11 protein-coding genes are annotated in these 19,415 nt (G+C 67.3%); 5 read left to right on the forward strand and 6 right to left on the reverse strand.

The annotated features are described in order from the left end of the window. The first annotated feature begins 138 nt into the window (after positions 1-138). Complete coding sequence (locus ACQHGV_RS08030; protein WP_440980172.1) at positions 139-3,348, forward strand: TRCF domain-containing protein; 3,210 nt, start codon at positions 139-141, stop codon at positions 3,346-3,348. Positions 3,349-3,655: 307 nt separating this feature from the next. Here ACQHGV_RS08030 and ACQHGV_RS08035 read toward each other — a convergent pair whose 3' ends face one another. Continuing rightward, positions 3,656-6,049 carry a TonB-dependent receptor gene (locus ACQHGV_RS08035; RefSeq protein WP_440977780.1) on the reverse strand — a complete coding sequence of 798 codons (2,394 nt, stop codon included), beginning with the start codon at positions 6,047-6,049 and terminating at the stop codon, positions 3,656-3,658. A 187-nt stretch (positions 6,050-6,236) separates the two neighbouring features. On the opposite strand from ACQHGV_RS08035, the gene ACQHGV_RS08040 reads away from it, so the two are divergent. From ACQHGV_RS08040 to ACQHGV_RS08050, 3 genes are all read left to right on the forward strand, one after another. Continuing rightward, positions 6,237-8,009: an arylsulfatase gene (locus ACQHGV_RS08040; RefSeq protein ID WP_440977781.1), complete on the forward strand. Its 1,773-nt coding sequence runs from the start codon at positions 6,237-6,239 to the stop codon at positions 8,007-8,009. Continuing rightward, positions 8,006-8,881 (forward strand): SUMF1/EgtB/PvdO family nonheme iron enzyme, encoded by an 876-nt coding sequence (locus tag ACQHGV_RS08045; protein ID WP_440977782.1) that lies wholly within the window; start codon positions 8,006-8,008, stop codon positions 8,879-8,881. The genes ACQHGV_RS08040 and ACQHGV_RS08045 overlap by 4 nt, the downstream gene beginning before the upstream one ends. A 673-nt stretch (positions 8,882-9,554) precedes the next feature. Further along, a complete protein-coding gene (locus ACQHGV_RS08050) occupies positions 9,555-10,463 on the forward strand; it encodes a sigma 54-interacting transcriptional regulator (protein WP_440977783.1) in 909 nt (302 codons plus the stop codon). Here ACQHGV_RS08050 and ACQHGV_RS08055 read toward each other — a convergent pair. The 4 genes from ACQHGV_RS08055 to ACQHGV_RS08070 form a co-directional block, all read right to left on the reverse strand. Then, positions 10,460-13,885: an acyl-[ACP]--phospholipid O-acyltransferase gene (locus ACQHGV_RS08055; protein WP_440977784.1), complete on the reverse strand. Its 3,426-nt coding sequence runs from the start codon at positions 13,883-13,885 to the stop codon at positions 10,460-10,462. The two genes, ACQHGV_RS08050 and ACQHGV_RS08055, sit on opposite strands and share 4 nt — an antisense overlap. Positions 13,886-13,926: 41 nt before the next feature. After that, a complete protein-coding gene (locus ACQHGV_RS08060; protein ID WP_440977785.1) occupies positions 13,927-14,265 on the reverse strand; it encodes a DUF2339 domain-containing protein in 339 nt (112 codons plus the stop codon). 10 nt (positions 14,266-14,275) lie between these two features. After that, complete coding sequence (locus tag ACQHGV_RS08065; RefSeq protein ID WP_440977786.1) at positions 14,276-16,723, reverse strand: DUF2339 domain-containing protein; 2,448 nt, start codon at positions 16,721-16,723, stop codon at positions 14,276-14,278. A gap of 406 nt (positions 16,724-17,129) precedes the next feature. Then, a complete protein-coding gene (locus tag ACQHGV_RS08070) occupies positions 17,130-18,026 on the reverse strand; it encodes a LysR family transcriptional regulator (protein WP_440977787.1) in 897 nt (298 codons plus the stop codon). Between the two features lie 92 nt (positions 18,027-18,118). On the opposite strand from ACQHGV_RS08070, the gene ACQHGV_RS08075 reads away from it, so the two are divergent. Next, positions 18,119-18,982: an aldo/keto reductase family oxidoreductase gene (locus ACQHGV_RS08075; RefSeq protein ID WP_440977788.1), complete on the forward strand. Its 864-nt coding sequence runs from the start codon at positions 18,119-18,121 to the stop codon at positions 18,980-18,982. Here ACQHGV_RS08075 and ACQHGV_RS08080 read toward each other — a convergent pair whose 3' ends face one another. Then, positions 18,983-19,294, reverse strand: a complete 312-nt coding sequence (locus tag ACQHGV_RS08080; RefSeq protein WP_440977789.1) for an ArsR/SmtB family transcription factor — start codon at positions 19,292-19,294, stop codon at positions 18,983-18,985. It abuts the gene before it with no gap. Positions 19,295-19,415 lie beyond the last annotated feature (121 nt).

Genomic DNA, 19,415 nt, shown 5'->3' on the forward strand with positions numbered 1-19,415 from the left:
CTTGATACATTTGCAAAACATGATGATAACTGCCCCCTCCATTCGACCATCGGCTAAAAACATGGCCTTGAGACGAGCCCGGGAACGGGCGCGTCGGGCAGCCGTTTTTCGTTGTCACCCAACGGGATACGACATGTGATGCGCACACTGACCGCTGCCGAGATTGCCATGCTGGCGCCCGATGCGGGCACGCCGCATCCCGTATTGGGTATCGTCGAGACCGCCGCAGCGCTCGCCGAACGCTTGGCCAAGGACGATATCGTGGCGGTCGAGGCGGACGAGACGCGCGCGGCTGCCGTGGCACGGGCGCTCAGCGCACTGATACCGAAGGCGAGCGTCTGGATGTGCCCCGGCACCGACGCGCTGCCGGGGGACGAGGCCCCCGCTTCCCCCGCCAATGTCGGCCAACGCGTGTCCGCGCTGCGCGGGCTGCGGTGCATGCTGGGCGAGGCGAAGCGCCCGCGCATCGCGCTGGTCACCACGGGCGAGGCGCTGGCGCGCGCCTATCCGCCCCCCGCCGCCTTCGATGCGGAGCCGCCGCAGGTCGCGGTCGGCCAGCCATGCGACCTGCCGGCCTTGTTCGATACGCTGACCGGGCTAGGCTATATCCCCGACGAGCGCGTTGACGAGCCGGGCGAACTGGCGCTGCGCGGTCGCGTGCTCGACGTCTTTCCCGCCGATGCCGAACAGCCGCTGCGCATCGAGGTGGAGGACGGCAGGGTCGTGTCGATCCGCAGCTACGACCCCGCCGACCAGCGCACCACCGCCGAGATCGAGCGGCGCGAACTGGGCCGGGTGGCCGAGCCGCCGCTGGGTGAGGATCGCTGCGCGCTGATCGATCATCTGCCCGATGCGACGATCGTCCTGCCCCCCGCTGCGGACGACCGGCGCCGGCGCCTGTTGCTGCTGAGCGCGGATGCCGCGCGGCGCGGTGCCCGACGAGCGGCACGCGAGGTGATCGACGAGGCGGCGTGGGACGCACTGATCTCGGCGCGGCAGGTCGTGACGATCGACCGCGCCGGCGATCCGCCGCCCCGCTTCGTCGAGCAATCGGCGCCGATGCGCGGCCTCGCCAAACTGGGCAAGGCGGCGATCGAGGCGGGCGAGCGCGTGGTCCTGATCGGCAGCGAGCGCGACCTGCGCTTCCTCACCCGCCGGGTCGAAAAGGCGCTGGCAACCCAAGCGACCCCGGCCGCCGACTGGTCGGCGGTGCGCAAGCGCTCGGCGGGGCCGCTACTGACGCTCGCTGCGCCCGCCGACTGCGGTTTTCGCGCCAAACGCCTGCTTGCCATCGCCGCGGCGGACCTGATCGGCAGCCGCGCCGACCGATCCGACGGCGTCGTGCCGCATGTCGAGCCCGCGCTGCTGCAACCCGCCGACGTCCGCGTCGGCGACACCGTCATCCACGAGGATCATGGCATCGGCATCGTCGCGGGGCTGGAACGGCTGGCGCGTGACGATGCGACCGCGGGCGGCGACGCGATCAAGCTGACCTATGCGCGCGATGCGGTGCGGCTGGTGCCCGTGGCTGACGCCGACCGCTTATGGCGATACGGCGCGGAGGATGACGCAGTCACGCTCGACACGCTGGACGGCAAGAGCTGGCAGGAGCGGCGCATCGGCATCGATGCCGCCATCGCCGACACTGCGCACGGGCTGACCGAGCTAGCCGAAGCGCGAGGCGACCGCACCGCGCCGGTGCTCGATCCCGAACCCGCCGCCTATGAACGCTTCGCGGCGGGCTTTCCTTTCTCGGAAACGCCTGACCAGCGCGCCGCGATCGAGGCGGTGCGCAGCGACCTGGCCTCCGGACGGCCGATGGACCGGCTGGTGATCGGCGATGTCGGCTATGGCAAGACCGAGGTCGCGCTGCGCGCCGCCGCCATCGCCGCGCTGTCGGGCAAGCAGGTGGCGATCGCCGCGCCGACGACGGTGCTCGCCCGCCAGCATCTCGACAGCTTCACCCAGCGTTTCGCCGACACGGGGATCGCGGTCGCCGGCCTGTCGCGCCTGTCGACCGCGGCCGAGGCGCGCCGCGTCAAGGCGGGGTTGAAGGATGGCAGCATCCAAATCGTCATCGGCACGGGTGCGCTCGCGGGCAAGGGCGTCGCCTATGCTGACCTGGCACTGGTCATCGTCGACGAGGAACAGCGCTTCGGCGCGGCGGACAAGGCGAAATTGCAGGCGCTTTCGGCGGGCCATGGATCGGCGGGCCATGTGCTCAGCCTGTCGGCGACGCCGATCCCGCGTACCCTGCAGGCGGCGCTGGTGGGCTTGCGCCAGTTGTCGGTGATCGCAACGCCCCCGGCCCGCCGCCAGCCGATCCGTACCGCCGTCTCCGCTTTCGCGCCCGAGATGCTGCGCGCGGCATTGCTGCGCGAACGCGCGCGCGGTGGGCAGAGCTTCGTCGTAGTGCCGCGCATCGCCGACATGGCGCCGCTCGCCGCGCAGCTGGCCGAGCTGGTCCCCGAACTGGAGCTGTTGCAGGCACACGGTAAGATGCCGGCGGCCGACATCGACGAGGCGATGGTGCGCTTCGGTCGCGGCGACGGCGACGTGCTGCTCGCGACCAATATCATCGAGGCGGGGCTGGACGTGCCGCGCGCCAACACGATGGCGATCGTCCACGCCGATCGCTTCGGCCTCGCCCAATTGCATCAGTTGCGCGGGCGGGTCGGACGTGGGCATCGGCGCGGCCAGGTGCTGCTGTTCACGAAGGGCGAAGACGCCATCGCGCCCCGGACGCTCAAGCGACTGCGCACGCTGGAGGCGTTCGACCGGCTGGGCGCGGGCTTCGCGATCAGCGGCCGCGACCTCGACATGCGCGGTGCCGGCGACCTGCTGGGCGAGACGCAGGCCGGGCATATGCGGCTGATCGGTGTCGAGCTGTATCAGCAGCTCCTCGAAGGCGCGCTACGCACCGCGCGGGGCGAGACGGTTGAGCGCTGGACGCCCGAGCTGCACCTGGGCATCAACGGCTGGCTGCCCGCCGACTGGGTCCAGGACGAGGATGTGCGGCTGTCGCTCTATGCGCGGCTCGCCCGGCTGCGCGAGATCGACGATGTCGATGGCTTCGAGGAGGAGTTGCGCGACCGGTTCGGCGCGCTGCCGCGTGCGGCGGAGCGGCTGATGACGATCACGCGCGTGCGCGAACTGGCGCGTGGCCACGGGATCGCGCGGATCGACGCCGGCCCCGCCGCTATCGCGCTGACGCCGCGACCGGACAGCCAGGCGGGCGAGGCGATCGCGGGGCTGACCGAAAAGAACGGGCGGCTGATCCTGACCGAACGGATCGAGGATGCGGGCGAGCGGCTGGCGCACCTGGCAGCGCTGCTGGAGGATGGATGAGCGATCGCGGTCGCCAGAATGGGGCCCTCGTACAAAGCATCGCGTGCCAAGCGCTGGCAGAATTCACGCTCGCACTGACGCCGGGGGGCGGCCTCAGGCTTATCAAGTCGACTGTTGTGGCCCAGCAATCAAGATAGACATTCGCTCAAAAATTTGTCTGAAGTGATAGCCACCACGCATAGAGACCGCCTGCAAATCATGGTGCTTTGATCAATCGCTATTGAAGCAAGGACGCTAGCCCAGGCTTTTCCTCTTCGCAGTACATTGAACATGTCAATTGCAACGTATGACAGCAGACGAAAACCATCTACCATTTGGTTCGAAGGGTAAGGCCGTAAGTGCGGGGATCGCCCAGCGTGGCGGTAACGGCGCCCGTGTTGTTGGCCGCCCGGGACAGATAATAGGTCGAATTGGCTATGTTCCGTCCCCAGAACTGGATGTCGTATCGGCCGTCATCGGCTCTGATCCCGAACCGTAGATTGACCAGCGCATAGGCCGGGATATCCGAATAGCGGCTGAGGCTGGCGGTGCTGTTGGTCGCGGAGCGATAGCTGTAATCCGAGCCTGCATAAACCTCGGCGTCATGGCCGAAATTGACGCCGAGGGGCGCGCGGACCTCGCCCCCGGCCGAGGCGGCCCAACGGGAGACGCCCGGCAGGCGCTGCCCGCTCAAATCGCACAATGTCCGCCCCGTGATCTCGATCGGGCAAGGTGCATTGGCATAGGAGATGTAGCGGGCGTCGTCATAGGTGCCCGATCCGTACAATGTCAGCCACCGTGTCGGCGCGGCGCGCAGGTCCGCCTCGAAGCCGCGGGTCCGTACCTTGGCGGCGTTGGTGAAGAAGCTCACGCCGTTGCGCTCCACGTCGACGATCGTCGTCTGATAGTCTTTGACGTCGGTCCAGAAGGCCGCGACGTTCGCGGTGATCCGACCGTCCGCCCAGGTCGTCTTGGCACCGACCTCATAGCTGTCGATCGTCTCGGGACGGATGACGGGATTGGCGGCGAACTGGCCGGTGGTGGTGATGTTGGCGAGGTTCAGCCCGCCGAACTTGTTGCCCCGCGCATAGGTTGCGTAAGCCAGCACAGGTGCGGCGACCTTCCAGGACAGGGTCGCCTGGCCCGAGAGTCGCCCGGCCTCGGTGCGCGCGGTATAAAAATTGCGCACGCCATAACGGGTGCGGATCGCCCGGGCCGCCGCCTGTTGCGCCGCCGTCAGCCCGGCCAGCGATGCTCCGGTCGCGTCCTGATCGAAATAGCCGGACTTGGTTTCATAGGTATAGCGCAGGCCGGTCGTCAGATCGACGGCATCGGTGATGTGCCATATCGTCTGGGCAAAGGCGGCATAGCTGTCGGTGACGGGGCGCGAGCGGCTGACGACATGGTAGCCGTTAAGGGCCGCCGCACCGACGGCCGCATTGGTGGTCGGCGGCAGGAACCAGTCGGCGGCGCGGCTGCCATAGCGGTTGACCGCCTCCGCCTCGATCGACTGATAGAGATAATAAAGGCCCGCCACATAATCGACGCGCCGCGCGCCGTTGGAGGCGATGCGGAGTTCCTGGCTGACCTGCCGCTGCTCGTTGCTCTGGTGGAAATCCGCGCCTGCGTCGATGCTGGTGCCGTCGCCGTCATTATGGGGATACCAGTTCCAAGCGCGATAGGCGGTGACCGAGGTCAGCGTGGCCGGGCCGACATCCCAGTCGGTGGTGACGTTCACCCCGTGCTGGTTCATCCGGTAGCGCGGATCGGCATCGGTGTCGGTCGTCCGCAGCGCGGGGTTCGCCGCGACCGGCGTATAGCCCAGCCGTGCCGCCCGGTCGTAGTAATTGTTAAGGAACGGCGCGCCGTTGTCGTAATTGCGAATGGCCCCCAGCAGGATGCTACCGGCCGTGAAACTGCTCTGCCGCCCCCAGTCGCCGATGATCCGCAGGGTCAATGCGTCGCTGGGCTTGTAGAGGAGCTGGCCGCGCAGGTTCAGGTCGTGAAAATCCTGCCCATAGCGTCCGTCGAACCGGTTCAGGGTAAAGCCGTCGCGATCGGTCTTGGACACGAACAGCCGCGCCGCCAGATGCTGCGACAACGGCCCAGAGACATAGGCGTGGAGCTGGCGGAAATCATAATTGCCCAGACTGGCATCCCCGCCCGCCTGCCAGTCGAAGGTCGGTTGCCGGGTCGTGACCACCACCGCACCCGCCGAGGTGTTCTTGCCGAACAGCGTGCCCTGCGGCCCGCGCAGCACCTCGATCCGCTCCAGATCGGCGAGGTCGAACACGGTCTGTCCCGGCCGCGCGAGATAGACGCCGTCCAGATAGACGCCCACCGCCGGCTCCAGCCCGTCATTATAGACCGCGACATTGTTACCCAGCCCGCGAATGTTGATGCTGGTGTTGCGGGGGTTGGTGTTGGTCACGACCAGGCTGGGGGTCAGCTGTTGCAAGTCGCGCAGGTTGAAGGTGCGGGTCGATTCGATCTGCGCCGCGCCGAAGGCATTGATGGCGATCGGTACGTCCTGGCTTCGTTCCGTCCGGCGGCGTGCGGTCACCAGGACATCCTCGCTCGCGCCGCTATCCGGCACCGCAGCGGCCGCGCCCCGGCCCTCCTCGTTGGCGACCAGCGCCTCTTGCGCGGTGGCGGGCGCGGGCAGCAGAACGGCACCGGCGAGCCATAAGGCACGGCGACGAAGGGCTGTCGAAATCGGCATGGACATTCTCTCATGGCGGGGACGAACATGCGGTGGCGACCGCCCGCCTAGGGCTATGAAAGGACGCTCATGAAGCGAACGAAGGAATTCCTATCGATCTAATAGGCAAATTATCATTGTCGCGACGGCGGCAACCTTTATCCCGAGCGTGCGACCGCGCGCATGGTCGCCGACAATGGGAGCAGACATGATCGGTGTGAGATTTTGGACGGTGGCCGCGTCGGCCCTGATCGCGGCCACGCCGGCTTTCGCCGCCCCGGCCGCAACGGCTTCGGCCGCGAGCGAACCGCAAACGGCGCCGAAGGATGCCCCCAACTTCCTGATCATCGTCGCCGACGATCTCGGTTGGTCGGACCTGGGCGCGTTCGGGGGTGAGATCGCGACCCCCAATCTCGACGCGCTGGCCCTGTCGGGGGTGCGCTTCACCGGGTTCCACACCGCGCCGACCTGTTCCCCCACCCGCTCGATGCTGATGAGCGGCGTCGACAATCACGAAGCCGGACTGGGCACGATGGCGGAACTGCTCGGCCCTGCGACGCGTGGGCAGCCGGGCTATGAGGGATATCTGAACGACCGGGTCGCCTCCATCGCCGAACTGCTGCGTGCGGGCGGCTATGCGACATGGATGGCGGGCAAATGGCATCTGGGCCTGACGCCCGAGCGCGAACCCGCCGCACGGGGGTTCGAGCACAGCTTCGCCTTGCTGCAGGGCCTGTCGAACCATTTCGGCGCGGACCAGGACGAGGCCTGGACGAAGGCGGGACTGGCGCCAAGCTACCGCGACGACGGCAAGCCCGCCGCCCTGCCCAAGGGGCAATATTCTGCGGATTATTTCGCCGACCGGTTGATCGGCTATCTCGATGCATCGGCCAAGGCGGCCGATCGCCGCCCCTTCTTCGCCTATCTGCCCTTCACGACGCCGCACTGGCCGCTCCAGGCACCAGCGGAGACGATCGCCAAGTACAAGGGACGCTATGACGCAGGCTATGAGGCGCTGCGTGCCGAGCGACTGGCCCGGCAAAAGGCGCTCGGCCTGGTACCGGCCGATGCAGTGCCGCACAGCCTGGAGCTCGCCAGACCCTGGGCGTCGCTCAACGCGGACGAACGGGCTGTCGAGGCGCGCAAGATGGAGGTCTATGCCGCCATGGTCGATCGCATGGACCAGAATGTCGGCCGGGTGATCGCCGCGCTGAAGGCGCAAGGGCGCTATGACAACACCATCATCCTGTTCTTCGCGGATAACGGACCGGAGGGGAATGTCATCGAGGCGCCGAGCCCCCGCTTCAAGGTCGGTTCGCCCGACGCGGCGCTGCCTCCGGCGCAGGCGCTCGGCATCGACAACAGTCTGGAGAATATCGGCAAGCCGACCAGCTATGTCGGCTATGGACCGGGCTGGGCGCAGGCCAATTCGGTGCCGTCGTGGCTGGTCAAGGGCTATACGACCGAGGGCGGCATCCGGGTGAGCGCCTTTGCCGCCGGGCGCGGGGTGACGGGCGGCGGTCGGATCGCCAATGCCAATCTGGACGTGCGGGACGTTGCGCCAACCCTGCTCGACTATGCGGGGCTACGCCAGCCCAGCCAGTTCGCGGACCATGCCATCCTGCCTTATGAAGGCAAGAGCCTGCGCCCGGTGCTGGCCGCCAGTGCCGCGAACGTCCGCTCCGCGGACGACACACTGGGGTATGAGCTGTTCTTCCGCCGTGCGCTTCGCCAAGGGGATTGGAAGGTCGTGTTTCTGCCCGCGCCGACCAACCGCTATACGCGCGGCGGGGTCAGCACCGGGCGCTGGCAGTTGTTCAACGTCGCTCGCGATCCCGGCGAGACCCACGATCTGGCGGCCGCCGAACCGAAGCGGCTCGCCGAGCTGGTCAAGGCCTATGATCTATATGCCAAGGCCAAGGGCGTGGTTCCGCTACCGGTTGGTGCCGAGGCCGCTCCTGCTCCGGCGGCCCGGCCATGAGGATCGGGGCTGCCCTGCTCCTGGCACTGACCGCGTCCGGCACGCTGGGGGCCAGCGCGGCGCCCCCTGTTCATCGCTGTCTTGCGAACGATGCCATCGTCACCGTCGCCGAGGGTGTTGTCCTGTTTGGCGAGGATGGCACGGATCGCCCCGGCCGGCCGGTCCGCGTGGCGGCATTCCGGATCGACGCGCACGAGGTGACCAACCGCCAGTTCGCGGCCTTCGTGGCGGCAACCGGATATCGGACACGGGCCGAACGTCAGGGGGCGTCGGCGCTGTTCGTCGCGCCGACAGAGCCGGTTTCCCTCGACAATGCCGCGCGTTGGTGGCGATGGACGAAGGGCGCGGACTGGCGTCGTCCCAAGGGTCCCGACAGCGACCTGATGGGTCGCGCGGACGAACCCGTCGTCCATGTCGATCGCGACGATGCCGCAGCCTATGCCCGCTGGGCCGGAGGGGCGCTGCCCACCACCGAACAATGGGAGCGCGCCGCGCGCGGCAACCAGAACGCCACGCGCGACCCGGTCGACTGGGCGTTCGATCACGGCAAGCCCAGGGCCAATGTCTGGGAGGGCGTCTTCCCCATGCGCGACACGGCCGAGGACGGCTATGCCGGGATCGCGCCGGTGGGCTGCTTCGAGGCGAACGACCTGGGCCTTTACGACATGGTCGGCAATGTCTGGGAATGGGTGGAAGGCGATCAGGATGTCGGTCTGATCAAGGGCGGCAGCTACCTCTGTGCGATGAATTACTGCGCCAATTTTCGACCGGCCGCCTATCAGGCACAGGAACACGACCTTCCGACGTCACATATCGGGTTCCGCGTCGCTTATCCTGTCAAAGGTCCGCAGCGCGGATTATCGTTGCGCTGATGATCGCTCAATCCTGGCCGTTCGTTCCGTGTGAATTTTCACGTTTCCCCCATGAGCAGCTTCGGGAAAGAGCAACTTGGTGCGGCGGCTGGGAAAACGGAGCCGATCGACGACTTTTCTACGGAGGTCGGCAGGCGGCCTTACCCCTACCCGTTCCGAATTGAGAAGGCTCGCCCCCTGCTACGGCCGGACTTTTGCCGGTCTGCCTGGGCCGAGCGAACCGCCATTTGGCGCATGGCAGCGATACGCTCGCGGTGCCCTTGCCCTCCGCGGTATGCCGAGATCCATTCGACGCTCATAGCCTCAACCACCTTAAAGACGGCGCGCTTCACCAACCGATGAACTGTTCGGCATCAACGTGGCGTGTGCGGTAAGGTGGTCGCGACGCCGTCGGACGACGGGTAGTCCCGCAGCGAAACCGCTGCGGCGCAAGCAGTTGCGTGCGCTGGTGGCGGGGTTGGGTGAACGCGGCGTCGTGACGAGCTATGTTTCGGTGTGACGGATCGTGCTTGAGGCGGGGATCACCTTCAAAAAGGATGCAGATCGCCCGCGAACACGATCGGCCCACGATTACCGGACGTCGGGCACGATGGCGCAGATACAAGCGCCGGATCAATCCCCGTCGCCCCGTCCTTAGGGATGAGAGACGAGCGTTGAACTAATCATCCGGGGGATGATCGATAGCAAGTCGGCCAGGACCAACATGGTGCGGTTGGTCGAGGTCAACTGCGCCACGCTGAAAGGCGATAGCGCGATGTCGGCCCTATTCGGCCACCGCAAGGGCGCCTTCACCGGTGCCGCCGCCGATCGTGCGGGCCTACTACGCACGGCGGACACCGGCGTCCTGTTCCTCGACGAAATCGGCGAGCTCGGCCTCGACGAACAGGCGATGATCCTGCGCGCGATCGAGGACAAGCGCTTCCTGCCGGTCGGCGCCGACCGGGAGGTGGAAAGCGACTTTCAGCTGATCGCCGGCACCAATCGCGACCTCGCCGCATGCGTGGCGGACGGCACGTTCCGCGACGACCTCTATGCGCGGCTCAACCTCTGGACCTTCGCCCTCCCCGGTCTTGCCGAGCGGCGGGAGGACATCGCGCCCAACCTCGACTATGAACTCGATCGCCATGCCGAGCGCGAGGGCGACCGCATCGCCTTCAACAAGGAGGCGCGCGATCGCTATCTCGCCTTCGCGACCAGTGCCGAGGCACGCTGGCCCGGCAATTTCCGCGACCTCGCCGCCAGCGTGACGCGGATGGCGACGTTCAGCCCGGCTGGGCGGATCAATCTCGACTGCGTCATCGCCGAGATTGTGCGCCTGCAGCGGCTATGGCGCAGCGGAAAGACGGAAGCAGGCATATTATCGACCCTGATGACCGGCGAGCAACTGGATGCGCTCGATCCCTTCGATCGTGTCCAGCTGGCGCATGTCGTCGAGACCTGCCGCGCCAGCCGCTCGCTGTCCGACGCCGGTCGCACCCTCTTCGCCGCGTCGCGCCGCCAGCGCACCTCGACCAACGACGCCGATCGCCTGCGCAAATATCTCGCGCGGTTCGATCTCAGCTGGGCGGACATCGCAGGCTAGGCGTCCTCTTCTTCGGCCACGGACCTCGTCGCTTCTGCCGCACGCTCGGTCATCGTGACATAGTCGAGCTTGCCCGTGCCCAGCACCGGCAGCGCATCGATCACCCGCACGTCCTTGGGGATCGCGAGTTCGGCGATGCCGTTGCCGCGCGCCCATTGCTGAAGCGCACCTGCGGCCGCTCCCGCCTGGGTGGTGAACAGCACCAGGTGCTCGCCCTTCCGCGCGTCGGGGCGCGTCACCACGGCATGTTCGGCACCCGGCCACAGCTTGGCGGCATAGCCCTCGACCGCAGGCAGCGACACCATCTCGCCGCCGATCTTGGCGAAGCGCTTGGCGCGCCCCTTGATCGTGACGAAGCCAGCCTCGTCGATCGTGACGATGTCGCCGCTGTCGTGCCATCCGCCCTCGGGCGGCTGCAGCACGCCGGGCGCATCGGCCTCCAGATAGCCGGCCATGATGTTGGGTCCTCGGATCGAAAGCCGCCCGCCCTCCTCGATCCCGGGCACCGGTTCGACCTTCGCCTCGATGCCTGGCAGAAGGCGTCCGACGCTGCCCGCCTTGAAGTGCATCGGCGTGTTGACCGCGATCACCGGTGCCGCCTCGGTCGCGCCATAGCCTTCGAGGATACGCAGGCCGAACTTCTCGGCGTAGGTCCGCCGCGTCTCGTCGCGCACCCGTTCGGCGCCGGCGAAGATGTAGCGGAGCGAATAGAAGTCATAGCCATGCGCCATCCGGGCATAGCCGGACAGGAAGGTATCGGTGCCGAACAGGATCGTCGCATTCGCATCATAGGCCAGGGCCGGCACGATCCGGTAATGCAGCGGGCTGGGATAGAGCAGCGTCTTCACGCCCGACAGGATCGGTAGCAGCGTACCGCCGGTCAGCCCGAAGCTATGGAACACCGGCAGCGCGTTCAGCACCACGTCGGCCGAGTTGAAGTCGATCCGCGCCGACAGCTGGAGGCAGTTGGACAGGAGGTTACGGTGCGTCAGCACGACGCCCTTCGGCAGTCCTTCCGACCCGCTGGTGAACAAGATGACGGCCGGTGCGTCGGCCGACACGCCGTGACGACGATGCAGTCGTGCCGCCCAGCGTGTGGCGACCAGTGCCCGCAGCTTGGCGAATGCGCCGATCGTCGCGCCGACATCCTCCAGATAGACGATGGCGAGCCCCGCCGCTTCCAGTCCGGCGAGCACCTCGCCCAGCTTCGCCTGCTCGACGAAGGCACGCGCGGTGATGATCGTGCGCACCTCGGCGGCGGTGCAGGCGGCCCGCAGGTTGGCAAGACCCGCAGTATAGTTGAGCATCGCGGGCACCCGGCCGAGGCCCTGCAACGCGAAGAAGCTCGCGACCACGGCGTTGACGTTAGGCAGCAACAGGCCGACCGCCTCTCCCGGTCGGGTCAAAGCCGCAAAGGGTCGACCCAGCGCGATGGTTCCGGTGAGCAGGCGCGCGTAGGTCAGCGGTTCACGCTTCACGTCCTCGACGATCGCGCGACCGGCGCCATGCACGTCCTTGGCGTCGATCAGCGCCTGATACAACGTGCGGTCGGTATCCGACGTCGCGAAGATCATGTTGCTCATCACGTCATACAGCTTCGCCCCTGCTGCTGCCCGGCGCTGACGCGCGGTCTCGCCCTCCACCTGGAACCGTCGTGGCGGCAGGATGGTGAGGTCGATCTTCGGAAAGGCGCGCAACCGCACCTTGCCCTTCAGACGCGAAAAACGCGTGAACTGCGCACCGGCGATCCGAACCGGGACGATCGGCGCGTCCGCCTTGTCGGCGACCATGCCGGGTCCATCGAACACCTTCATCAAGGCGCCGGTTACGGTGATGCGACCTTCCGGAAAGATCACCAGCGTGCGCCCTTCGCGCACCGCCTTGACCATCGCCTTGGCCGCCATCGGGTTGGTCGGGTCGACCGGAAAGGCGTCGAACATGCCCAGGAACGGCCTCACCCACCAGGCGCGCGCGATATGTGTGGCGACCGCAAAGGTCGGCTTGCCTGGCAGGAAGGCGGCGAGCAGCAGTCCGTCGAGGAACGAGACATGGTTGACGACGACGACCGCACGCTCACCCGGCTGCGGCATATTCTCGGCCCCATGCACGTCGACGCGGTAGAACAGCACCAGTAACGACCGCACCAACGCCTTGAACACCGTCTCCGGCAACAGCCAGCACGATATCAGCGCGATGGCCAGCGTCGCGAACCCCAGCGCGCCGACAATCCCCGGGACGCCGGCCCCTGATGCCAGCAATGCCGTCACGACCACCACCATGATAACGGTGACGAAGGCGTTGATGATGTTGTTGGCCGCGATCACCTGCGACCGTTCCGCCGGGTCAGTGTGCACCTGCAGGATCGCATAGAGCGGCACGATGAACACGCCGCCCGAGAAGGCGATACCGACCAGCCCCGCCAGGATCGGCCAGCTGCCAGAACTCGCCAGGAACGCCGACACGTCGGCGCCCGGCGTGGTGATGGTGAAGCTGCGGGTTGCGATCCACAGCGTGATCAGGGACGCAGCCATGCCGAGTGCGGCGATGGGCACGTAGCGCGCGGACACTTCCCCGCCGAGCAGCTTGTTCACGACCAGCGATCCGGCGGCGACCGATATAGAGAAGACGAGCAGGAAGAGCGTCACCACATTTGCGCCGGCGCCCAGCGTGCCACTGACCAGCGGCGCGAATTCCGACAACAGGATCGCGCCCACGGAGAAGAACCAGCTGATGCCAAGGATCGCCAGCCACACGCCGCGACCCGCCCGCGCCACCGACAGGACTTCGACCGTACTGCGCCACACGTTGCGCTGGATGACAAGCCCCGGTGCCGCCGTCGGCGCACTTGGCACCGCCAGGCTGGCGACGAAACCGACCGCCGCTACCGCGACTGCCACCAACCCGGCTTCCCAGGCCGGGATGATGCCGCCGAGCAACTGCCCCGCCAGGATCGCCAGAAACGTCCCCGCTTCGATCAGCCCGGTGCCGCCCATCAGCTCATGCCGACCGAGATGCTGCGGCAGGATCGAGTATTTGGCCGGTCCGAAGATCGTCGAGTGCACGCCCATCAGGAACAGACAGGCGAGCAGGATCGGCACCGACTGGAACCAGAAGCCGCCCAATGCGAGCAGCATGATGCCGATCTCGGCGGCCTTGACGGCACGCACCAGCAGCGCCTTGTCCCATTTGTCGGCAAGCTGGCCGGCAAGGCCCGACAGCAGGAAGTATGGCAGGATGAAAAGGCCGGTCGCGATCGTGGCCAGCAATTCCGCCTTGGCCGGCGCTGCGGCGTAGAGGGTGAAGTTGGCGAGGAACAGCATCGCGAACTTCAGCAGATTGTCGTTGAACGCCCCCAGGAACTGGACGACGAACAACGGCGCGAAACGACGCTTGCCGAGCAGCGACAGCTCTGGTGCGGACATGGACAGTGCTCCCCTTCGTTTCGGGCGATAGCGATGAAAGTTTAACGGATTTCGTCGGGCAGGTAGCGGCTGTAGAGCCACCCGACGCCGATCAGGCTGAAGCCGAGCGCGGCGAAGGATGCGATACGTGCAAGGCCGTCGAGGCCGGCGGCATCGAACAGGAACACCTTCACCACCGCGACCAGCATCAGCGCCAGGCTGGCAAGGCGCCAGTCGCGGGCCCGACGGACGATGCCGATGCACAGGAACGCACCAGCCAGCACCAGCGCGAGGATTGAGCGCGCGATCTGCTCGCCTGCCCCGGTGCCGGCCCAAAGCGGCATCGGCGTGTGGCTGACCTGTCGAAGCAGCGTGAAGGCGGCGACGACGATCAATAGCATCAGCGCACCGTCACGCTCGCGGACGGCCGCGGGCCGCGGGCCGCAGGCGCGGCATCGCCCACAGCAGCCCGCCCATGATCGCATAGGACAGCGCCAGCCATGGCCCAACATGCTGCGGCTCGAACAGTGGATTGAGGACGATGCCCGTGAACCACACGCCGTGCCCCAGCGCTACCGCGCCGAAAGCGAGGGCGGCTCGGTCGCGTCGCCCTTTCCAGGCGAGGACTGTGGCGATCGCCAGCATCCCCTCCCACAGCGCCCGCTCCATCATCGACCGAGCGAGAAACGCAGCATGGCTGTCGATCCCGATCAGCCGCACCAGCGCGACATGCGCCGCGACCAACAGCAGCACGCCCGCGCCGATGGCGACAGCGCGTCGAACGGCACCTTGCAAGGGCAGGAGTCCCAGGGCCAACAGCAGCGCCCCGCCCGGCAGCGCCACCCGCAGAAACGCGGTGCTCAGGCTCGGCCGGTTGCCGACGGATACGACGGCACCGGTAGCGGCGATCAGCGCCGAGAAACCCCACGCCAGCAGCGGTGCGATCGTCCAGGCCGTCGCAACGGCGGTGGCCGTCAGTGCGCCCGGCAGGATCGTCGTCCGCCGCGAAAGGGCCAAAGCCAACAGCATAGCGACGGGTACGAGCGGCAACACGCCTCCCGAGGCGAACTGCGCCATCGCGCCATAGCCGATCACCACCACCGCCGGCTGCATCACCGCTGCGCGCGTGCCCGTCGAACGGATCGCCAGAGCGAGCCCCGCCATGGCGGGCACGATCCATGCAGCGACCTGCCCGCTTCCCGCTTCACCGAACAGGCGACCGATGCCACCGCCGACGCCTAGAAACGGGATCGTCGCGGCGCCGAAGACCCCGGCGGCCCGCTCTATCCGCCGGTCGTCGGCGAGATCGGCAAGCGTCATCATCGCGACGCAGAGCACAGCCGCCACCGACGCCCATCCGGCAAAGGGCAGCATCTGCGCTGCGGCCAACGCCATTGATCCCGCGGAAGTGATCGCCAGCGTCGCAAAGCGGACATCATCGCCCCGGTCGGGGACGCGCCACCCGCGCGCAGCCACGCCCGCCGTCATCGCCGCACCGATCAAGGCCGCTAGGCCGCCATGATCGAAACGCAGGGTCGGCAGTATGCCAATCGCTGCCGCGACCGCCGCCATCATCGGCGCGTCGATCGCCCGAGCATCGTCGCGCCACACGCGCAGGGCAGCAGGCACGGCGTGGATGGCGACCAGCGCCGCCAACAGTATCCCCATCTCTACGGCGGTCGGCGCGGGCCAGGTGAAGCCGAGCAGGATCGCGACGGTCAGTGCCAACGCCGGAAGGTCGGCGAACAGCGGCTCGCGTCGTGACAGCCACAGGATCGCCAGCGAAATCAGCCCGAACAAGCCCCAGTCGAGCGGCGCAAAACCGCCCAGCGCGACCAAGGCGGCCAGCTGCGCGCAGCCGAGCACGCTCGATCCCACCCGCAGCAGCGCGGCACCGTCGCCGATCAACAAAAGCGGGAGTACGATGGCGAGCGCCAGCGTGTACAGGCCGACCGACAGCGCCGCCGCCAGATCGAGCGCCCCGCCCAGGATCAACATGGCACCCCAGCCGAAGCCCCCGGCCAGCGCCAGCGCGCCCAGCCACCACCAGCGCTGCTGCCGGCCCAGCGCGCATAGCCCGCCGACGGTCAGCGCCAGATACAATGTCAGTAGCGGCACGTTCGGCTCGCCGGCACCGACCAGCGTCGGCGCCGCGAGACCACCCGCCAACCCGAGCAACGCACTCGGTGCGCCGAAGCGCAAGGCGAGCGCACCGGCCAGTCCCGTCACCAGCGCCATCGCCACGAACGCCGTCCCCGGCCCGATCAGGTCGTACAAATGCGCCGCCGCCAACGTCACGGCATAGAGCGTGGCGATGCCCGCCCCCGCCAGCGCCTGGCGGACGCGCGGGTCGCGCACCGCCGTGTCGCGGCGCAGCGCCAGTTCCGCGCCACCGATCAACCCCGTGCCGAAGAGCAGGCCCAGCACCACCCGCACCCATGGCGAGAGCAGCCCCGCCTCGATCGAATAGCGGACGATCAGCACCCCCGCGACCGCCAGCGTCAACCCGCCCGCCCAGATTGGCAGCTGCCGCCCGAACATATTCTCGAAGCGCGACGACTGGAGTTGTTCCCCGGTCCGCGCCGGCTCCTCGACGTCTGCCTCATGCGGGGGATCGACGGGCGCCACTGGCGGCAACACCACCGGTTCGACCATTGGCTCCGCCAATCGGTATGCGGCACGCTCCGGCTCTTGAAACGGCTCGGGCGGAGCGGGGACGGCCGGCGGTGCCTCCTCCGCCGCCGGGATCGCTGCGGTGACGCAGGCTTTGAGCATTTCGACGCGGTCGCGCAGCCCCCGCACCTCCTGCCACAACAGGACCAGAGCCACGCACCCGACGATCAATCGCAGCAGCGACATCGCCGACCTCCTCGATTCGCCACCACGCTACCATAAATAAAGCGGCGCTCAATATATAAATTGGACAATGCTCAATTTACAGTCCCCCTGCGCTTCATGGGGTGCCGATCCGACCACAGCCGCGCCGAACTCGAAGAGATCATTCTGTCCAAGGGGTCCATGCTGATCGCCGAGTCCGGACTCGCCGGCTTCTCCGCGCGCGAGGTGGCGCGGAGAAGCCGGCGAACAACGCGCGCAGCTTCGCTGCCTGGGCGGAATCGATGCGCGTTCGGCTACCCAAGGCCGAGTCCATCGCCCATGTGCGGGACAATCGGGCGGCGTTGGACCTGACACTGTCCGATGCCGAGCCACGGCACCTCGACGCCCTGTTCCCGCCGCCAAGCAGTCCCGAACCGCTCGCGATGCCCTAATCGCGGATGAAGTCGAGGAACGCGCGCAGCGGCGGCGGCACGAGGCGGCGGCCGGAATAATAGACGAACGGGCCCGAGAAGGATTGCCACCAGTCGGGGAGCACCGGTTCGAGCGCCCCGCTCCTCAACGCCGGCGCGAGCCAGTCCTCGAACAGGTAGATGATCCCTCCGCCCGCCACCGCTACATCGACCAACAGGTCCACTGCGCCGGCGACACCGGCGATCAACGGTCCTTGCGGCTCGATCCGTACGATCTCGCCGTCGCGCTCGAACTCCCACGGGCTGGTCAGCGCACCACTGCTGAACCGGCCGCGCAGACAGGCATGGTCGAGCAGGTCACGCGGATGGTCCGGCCGCCCGCGCGCATCGAGATAGGTCGGTGCCGCCGCTGTCGCGAAGCGCTGGACGCGCGGGCCGATCGGCACCGCGATCATGTCCTGCTCCAGCCGCTCGTCATAGCGGATGCCGGCATCGCAGCCCGACGCCACCATATCGACGAAGCCGTCCTCGGCGACGATCTCGACCTGAATGTCCGGATAGGCGGCGAGGAAGCCGGGCAGGATCGCCGGCAGCACCAGCCGTGCCGCGCTGACCGGCACGTTGAGCTTGAGCATCCCCGCCGGCCGGTCGCGGAACAGGTTCACGACGTCGAGCGCCGCCTCCACTTCGCCCAGTGCCGGCGCCAGACGTTCGATCAGCCGGGTCCCCGCCTCGGTCGGCACGACGCTGCGTGTGGTGCGATGGAGCAGCCGGACGCCCAACCGCGCCTCCAGTCGCCGCACCGCCTCGCTGAGCGTCGAAGCGCTCGATCCAACGGTGCGCGCAGCATCGCGAAACCCCCGCGCTTGCGCGACCGCCAGGAACGCATTGAGATCGGCAAGGTCAGCCTTCATCGTTCGGTTTTCCGTACAGCCCGTGCGGATCACTCCGGCTTATCGCTATGATCCGCAAGCCGTATCTCGGTGCCAGCACAGGAGATAAGACGATGACGATCGATCAGGCAGGCACCTATTCCTTCGCCGGACGCAAGGTAAAGCGGCTCGGCTATGGCGCGATGCAGCTCGCCGGGCCCGGCGTATTCGGTCCGCCGCGCGACCATGATGCGGCGCTGGCCGTCCTACGCGTGGCGGTCGAGGCCGGGGTCAACCATATCGACACCAGCGACTTCTATGGTCCGCACGTCACCAACCAGTTGATTCGAGAAGCGCTGTCCCCCTACCCCGACGACCTGCTGATCGTGACCAAGATCGGCGCGCGGCGTGGGAACGATGCATCCTGGTTGCCCGCATTCGCGCCGGACGAACTGGCCCGTGCGGTCGAGGACAATCTGACCAACCTCGGGCTGGAGACGCTCGACGTCGTCAACCTGCGCCTGATGTTCGATGTCCACGGGCCGGCGGAAGGATCACTGGCCGCGCCGCTCAAGGCCGTGGCCGATCTCCAGCGCCAAGGGCTGGTGCGCCATATCGGCCTCAGCAACGTGACGCCGACACAGTTCGAGGAAGCCCGCGACATCGCCGCAATCGTCTGCGTCCAGAGCCAATACAACCTCGCCCACCGCGACGACGATGGCTTCATCGACGCGCTGGCAGCGGAGGGCATCGCCTATGTGCCCTTCTTCCCGCTCGGCGGGTTCAGCCCGCTTCAGTCGGCGACACTCTCCGATGTGGCCGCCCGGCTTGAAGCAACGCCGATGCAGGTCGCGCTGGCGTGGCTGCTCCAGCGATCGCCCAACATACTGTTGATCCCCGGCACCTCGTCGGTCGCGCACCTTACCGAGAACCTCGCCGCTGCCGCGCTGACGCTGCCCGAAGACGTGGTGGCCGAACTCAACGCGATGGGCGGGTAATCACGCCGGCCGGTTGGCGAGCACCGCGTCAAGCAGACCGGGAAAGCGCCGGTCGAATTCGGCGCGGCGCAGCGTGTTGATCATTTCACGCCCCGCCTGCGTCGTCTCGATCAGCCCTGCCGCGCGCAGCAGCTTCAAATGGTTGGACAGCGTGCTCTTAGGGATCGTCTCGCACGGCGCAGCATCGGTGCAGCTCAGCCGCTCGGTTTCGGCGAGGCGCGCCACCATGGCCAGCCGATTGGGATCGGCCAGCGCGTGCAGGGCCAGATCGAGCGGAACGTCCTCCAGTCGTGGATGCGTGAAGCGGGCCATATAACCGATATAGGGTACAATCTCCGATTTAATAGTTCGGTGTTCTTGAACTATTGAAGTGTCATCCCATTTCCTGCCTGCCGACAGCGCACGACGGCGTGATCGCGGGCCAGCATTTTTG

Source organism: Sphingomonas pseudosanguinis, assembly GCF_052056765.1.
GTDB lineage: Bacteria > Pseudomonadota > Alphaproteobacteria > Sphingomonadales > Sphingomonadaceae > Sphingomonas > Sphingomonas pseudosanguinis.

Bases quoted from the DNA above. Each gene is read 5' to 3' on its own strand.
- ACQHGV_RS08065 (WP_440977786.1), bottom strand. From the start codon at position 16,723: ATGTCGCTGCTGCGATTGATCGTCGGGTGCGTGGCTCTGGTCCTGTTG.
- ACQHGV_RS08040 (WP_440977781.1), top strand. From the start codon at position 6,237: ATGATCGGTGTGAGATTTTGGACGGTGGCCGCGTCGGCCCTGATCGCG.
- ACQHGV_RS08030 (WP_440980172.1), top strand. From the start codon at position 139: ATGCGCACACTGACCGCTGCCGAGATTGCCATGCTGGCGCCCGATGCG.
- ACQHGV_RS08050 (WP_440977783.1), top strand. From the start codon at position 9,555: ATGATCGATAGCAAGTCGGCCAGGACCAACATGGTGCGGTTGGTCGAG.
- ACQHGV_RS08075 (WP_440977788.1), top strand. From the start codon at position 18,119: ATGACGATCGATCAGGCAGGCACCTATTCCTTCGCCGGACGCAAGGTA.
- ACQHGV_RS08055 (WP_440977784.1), bottom strand. From the start codon at position 13,885: ATGTCCGCACCAGAGCTGTCGCTGCTCGGCAAGCGTCGTTTCGCGCCG.
- ACQHGV_RS08045 (WP_440977782.1), top strand. From the start codon at position 8,006: ATGAGGATCGGGGCTGCCCTGCTCCTGGCACTGACCGCGTCCGGCACG.
- ACQHGV_RS08060 (WP_440977785.1), bottom strand. From the start codon at position 14,265: ATGCTATTGATCGTCGTCGCCGCCTTCACGCTGCTTCGACAGGTCAGC.
- ACQHGV_RS08070 (WP_440977787.1), bottom strand. From the start codon at position 18,026: ATGAAGGCTGACCTTGCCGATCTCAATGCGTTCCTGGCGGTCGCGCAA.
- ACQHGV_RS08080 (WP_440977789.1), bottom strand. From the start codon at position 19,294: ATGGCCCGCTTCACGCATCCACGACTGGAGGACGTTCCGCTCGATCTG.
- ACQHGV_RS08035 (WP_440977780.1), bottom strand. From the start codon at position 6,049: ATGCCGATTTCGACAGCCCTTCGTCGCCGTGCCTTATGGCTCGCCGGT.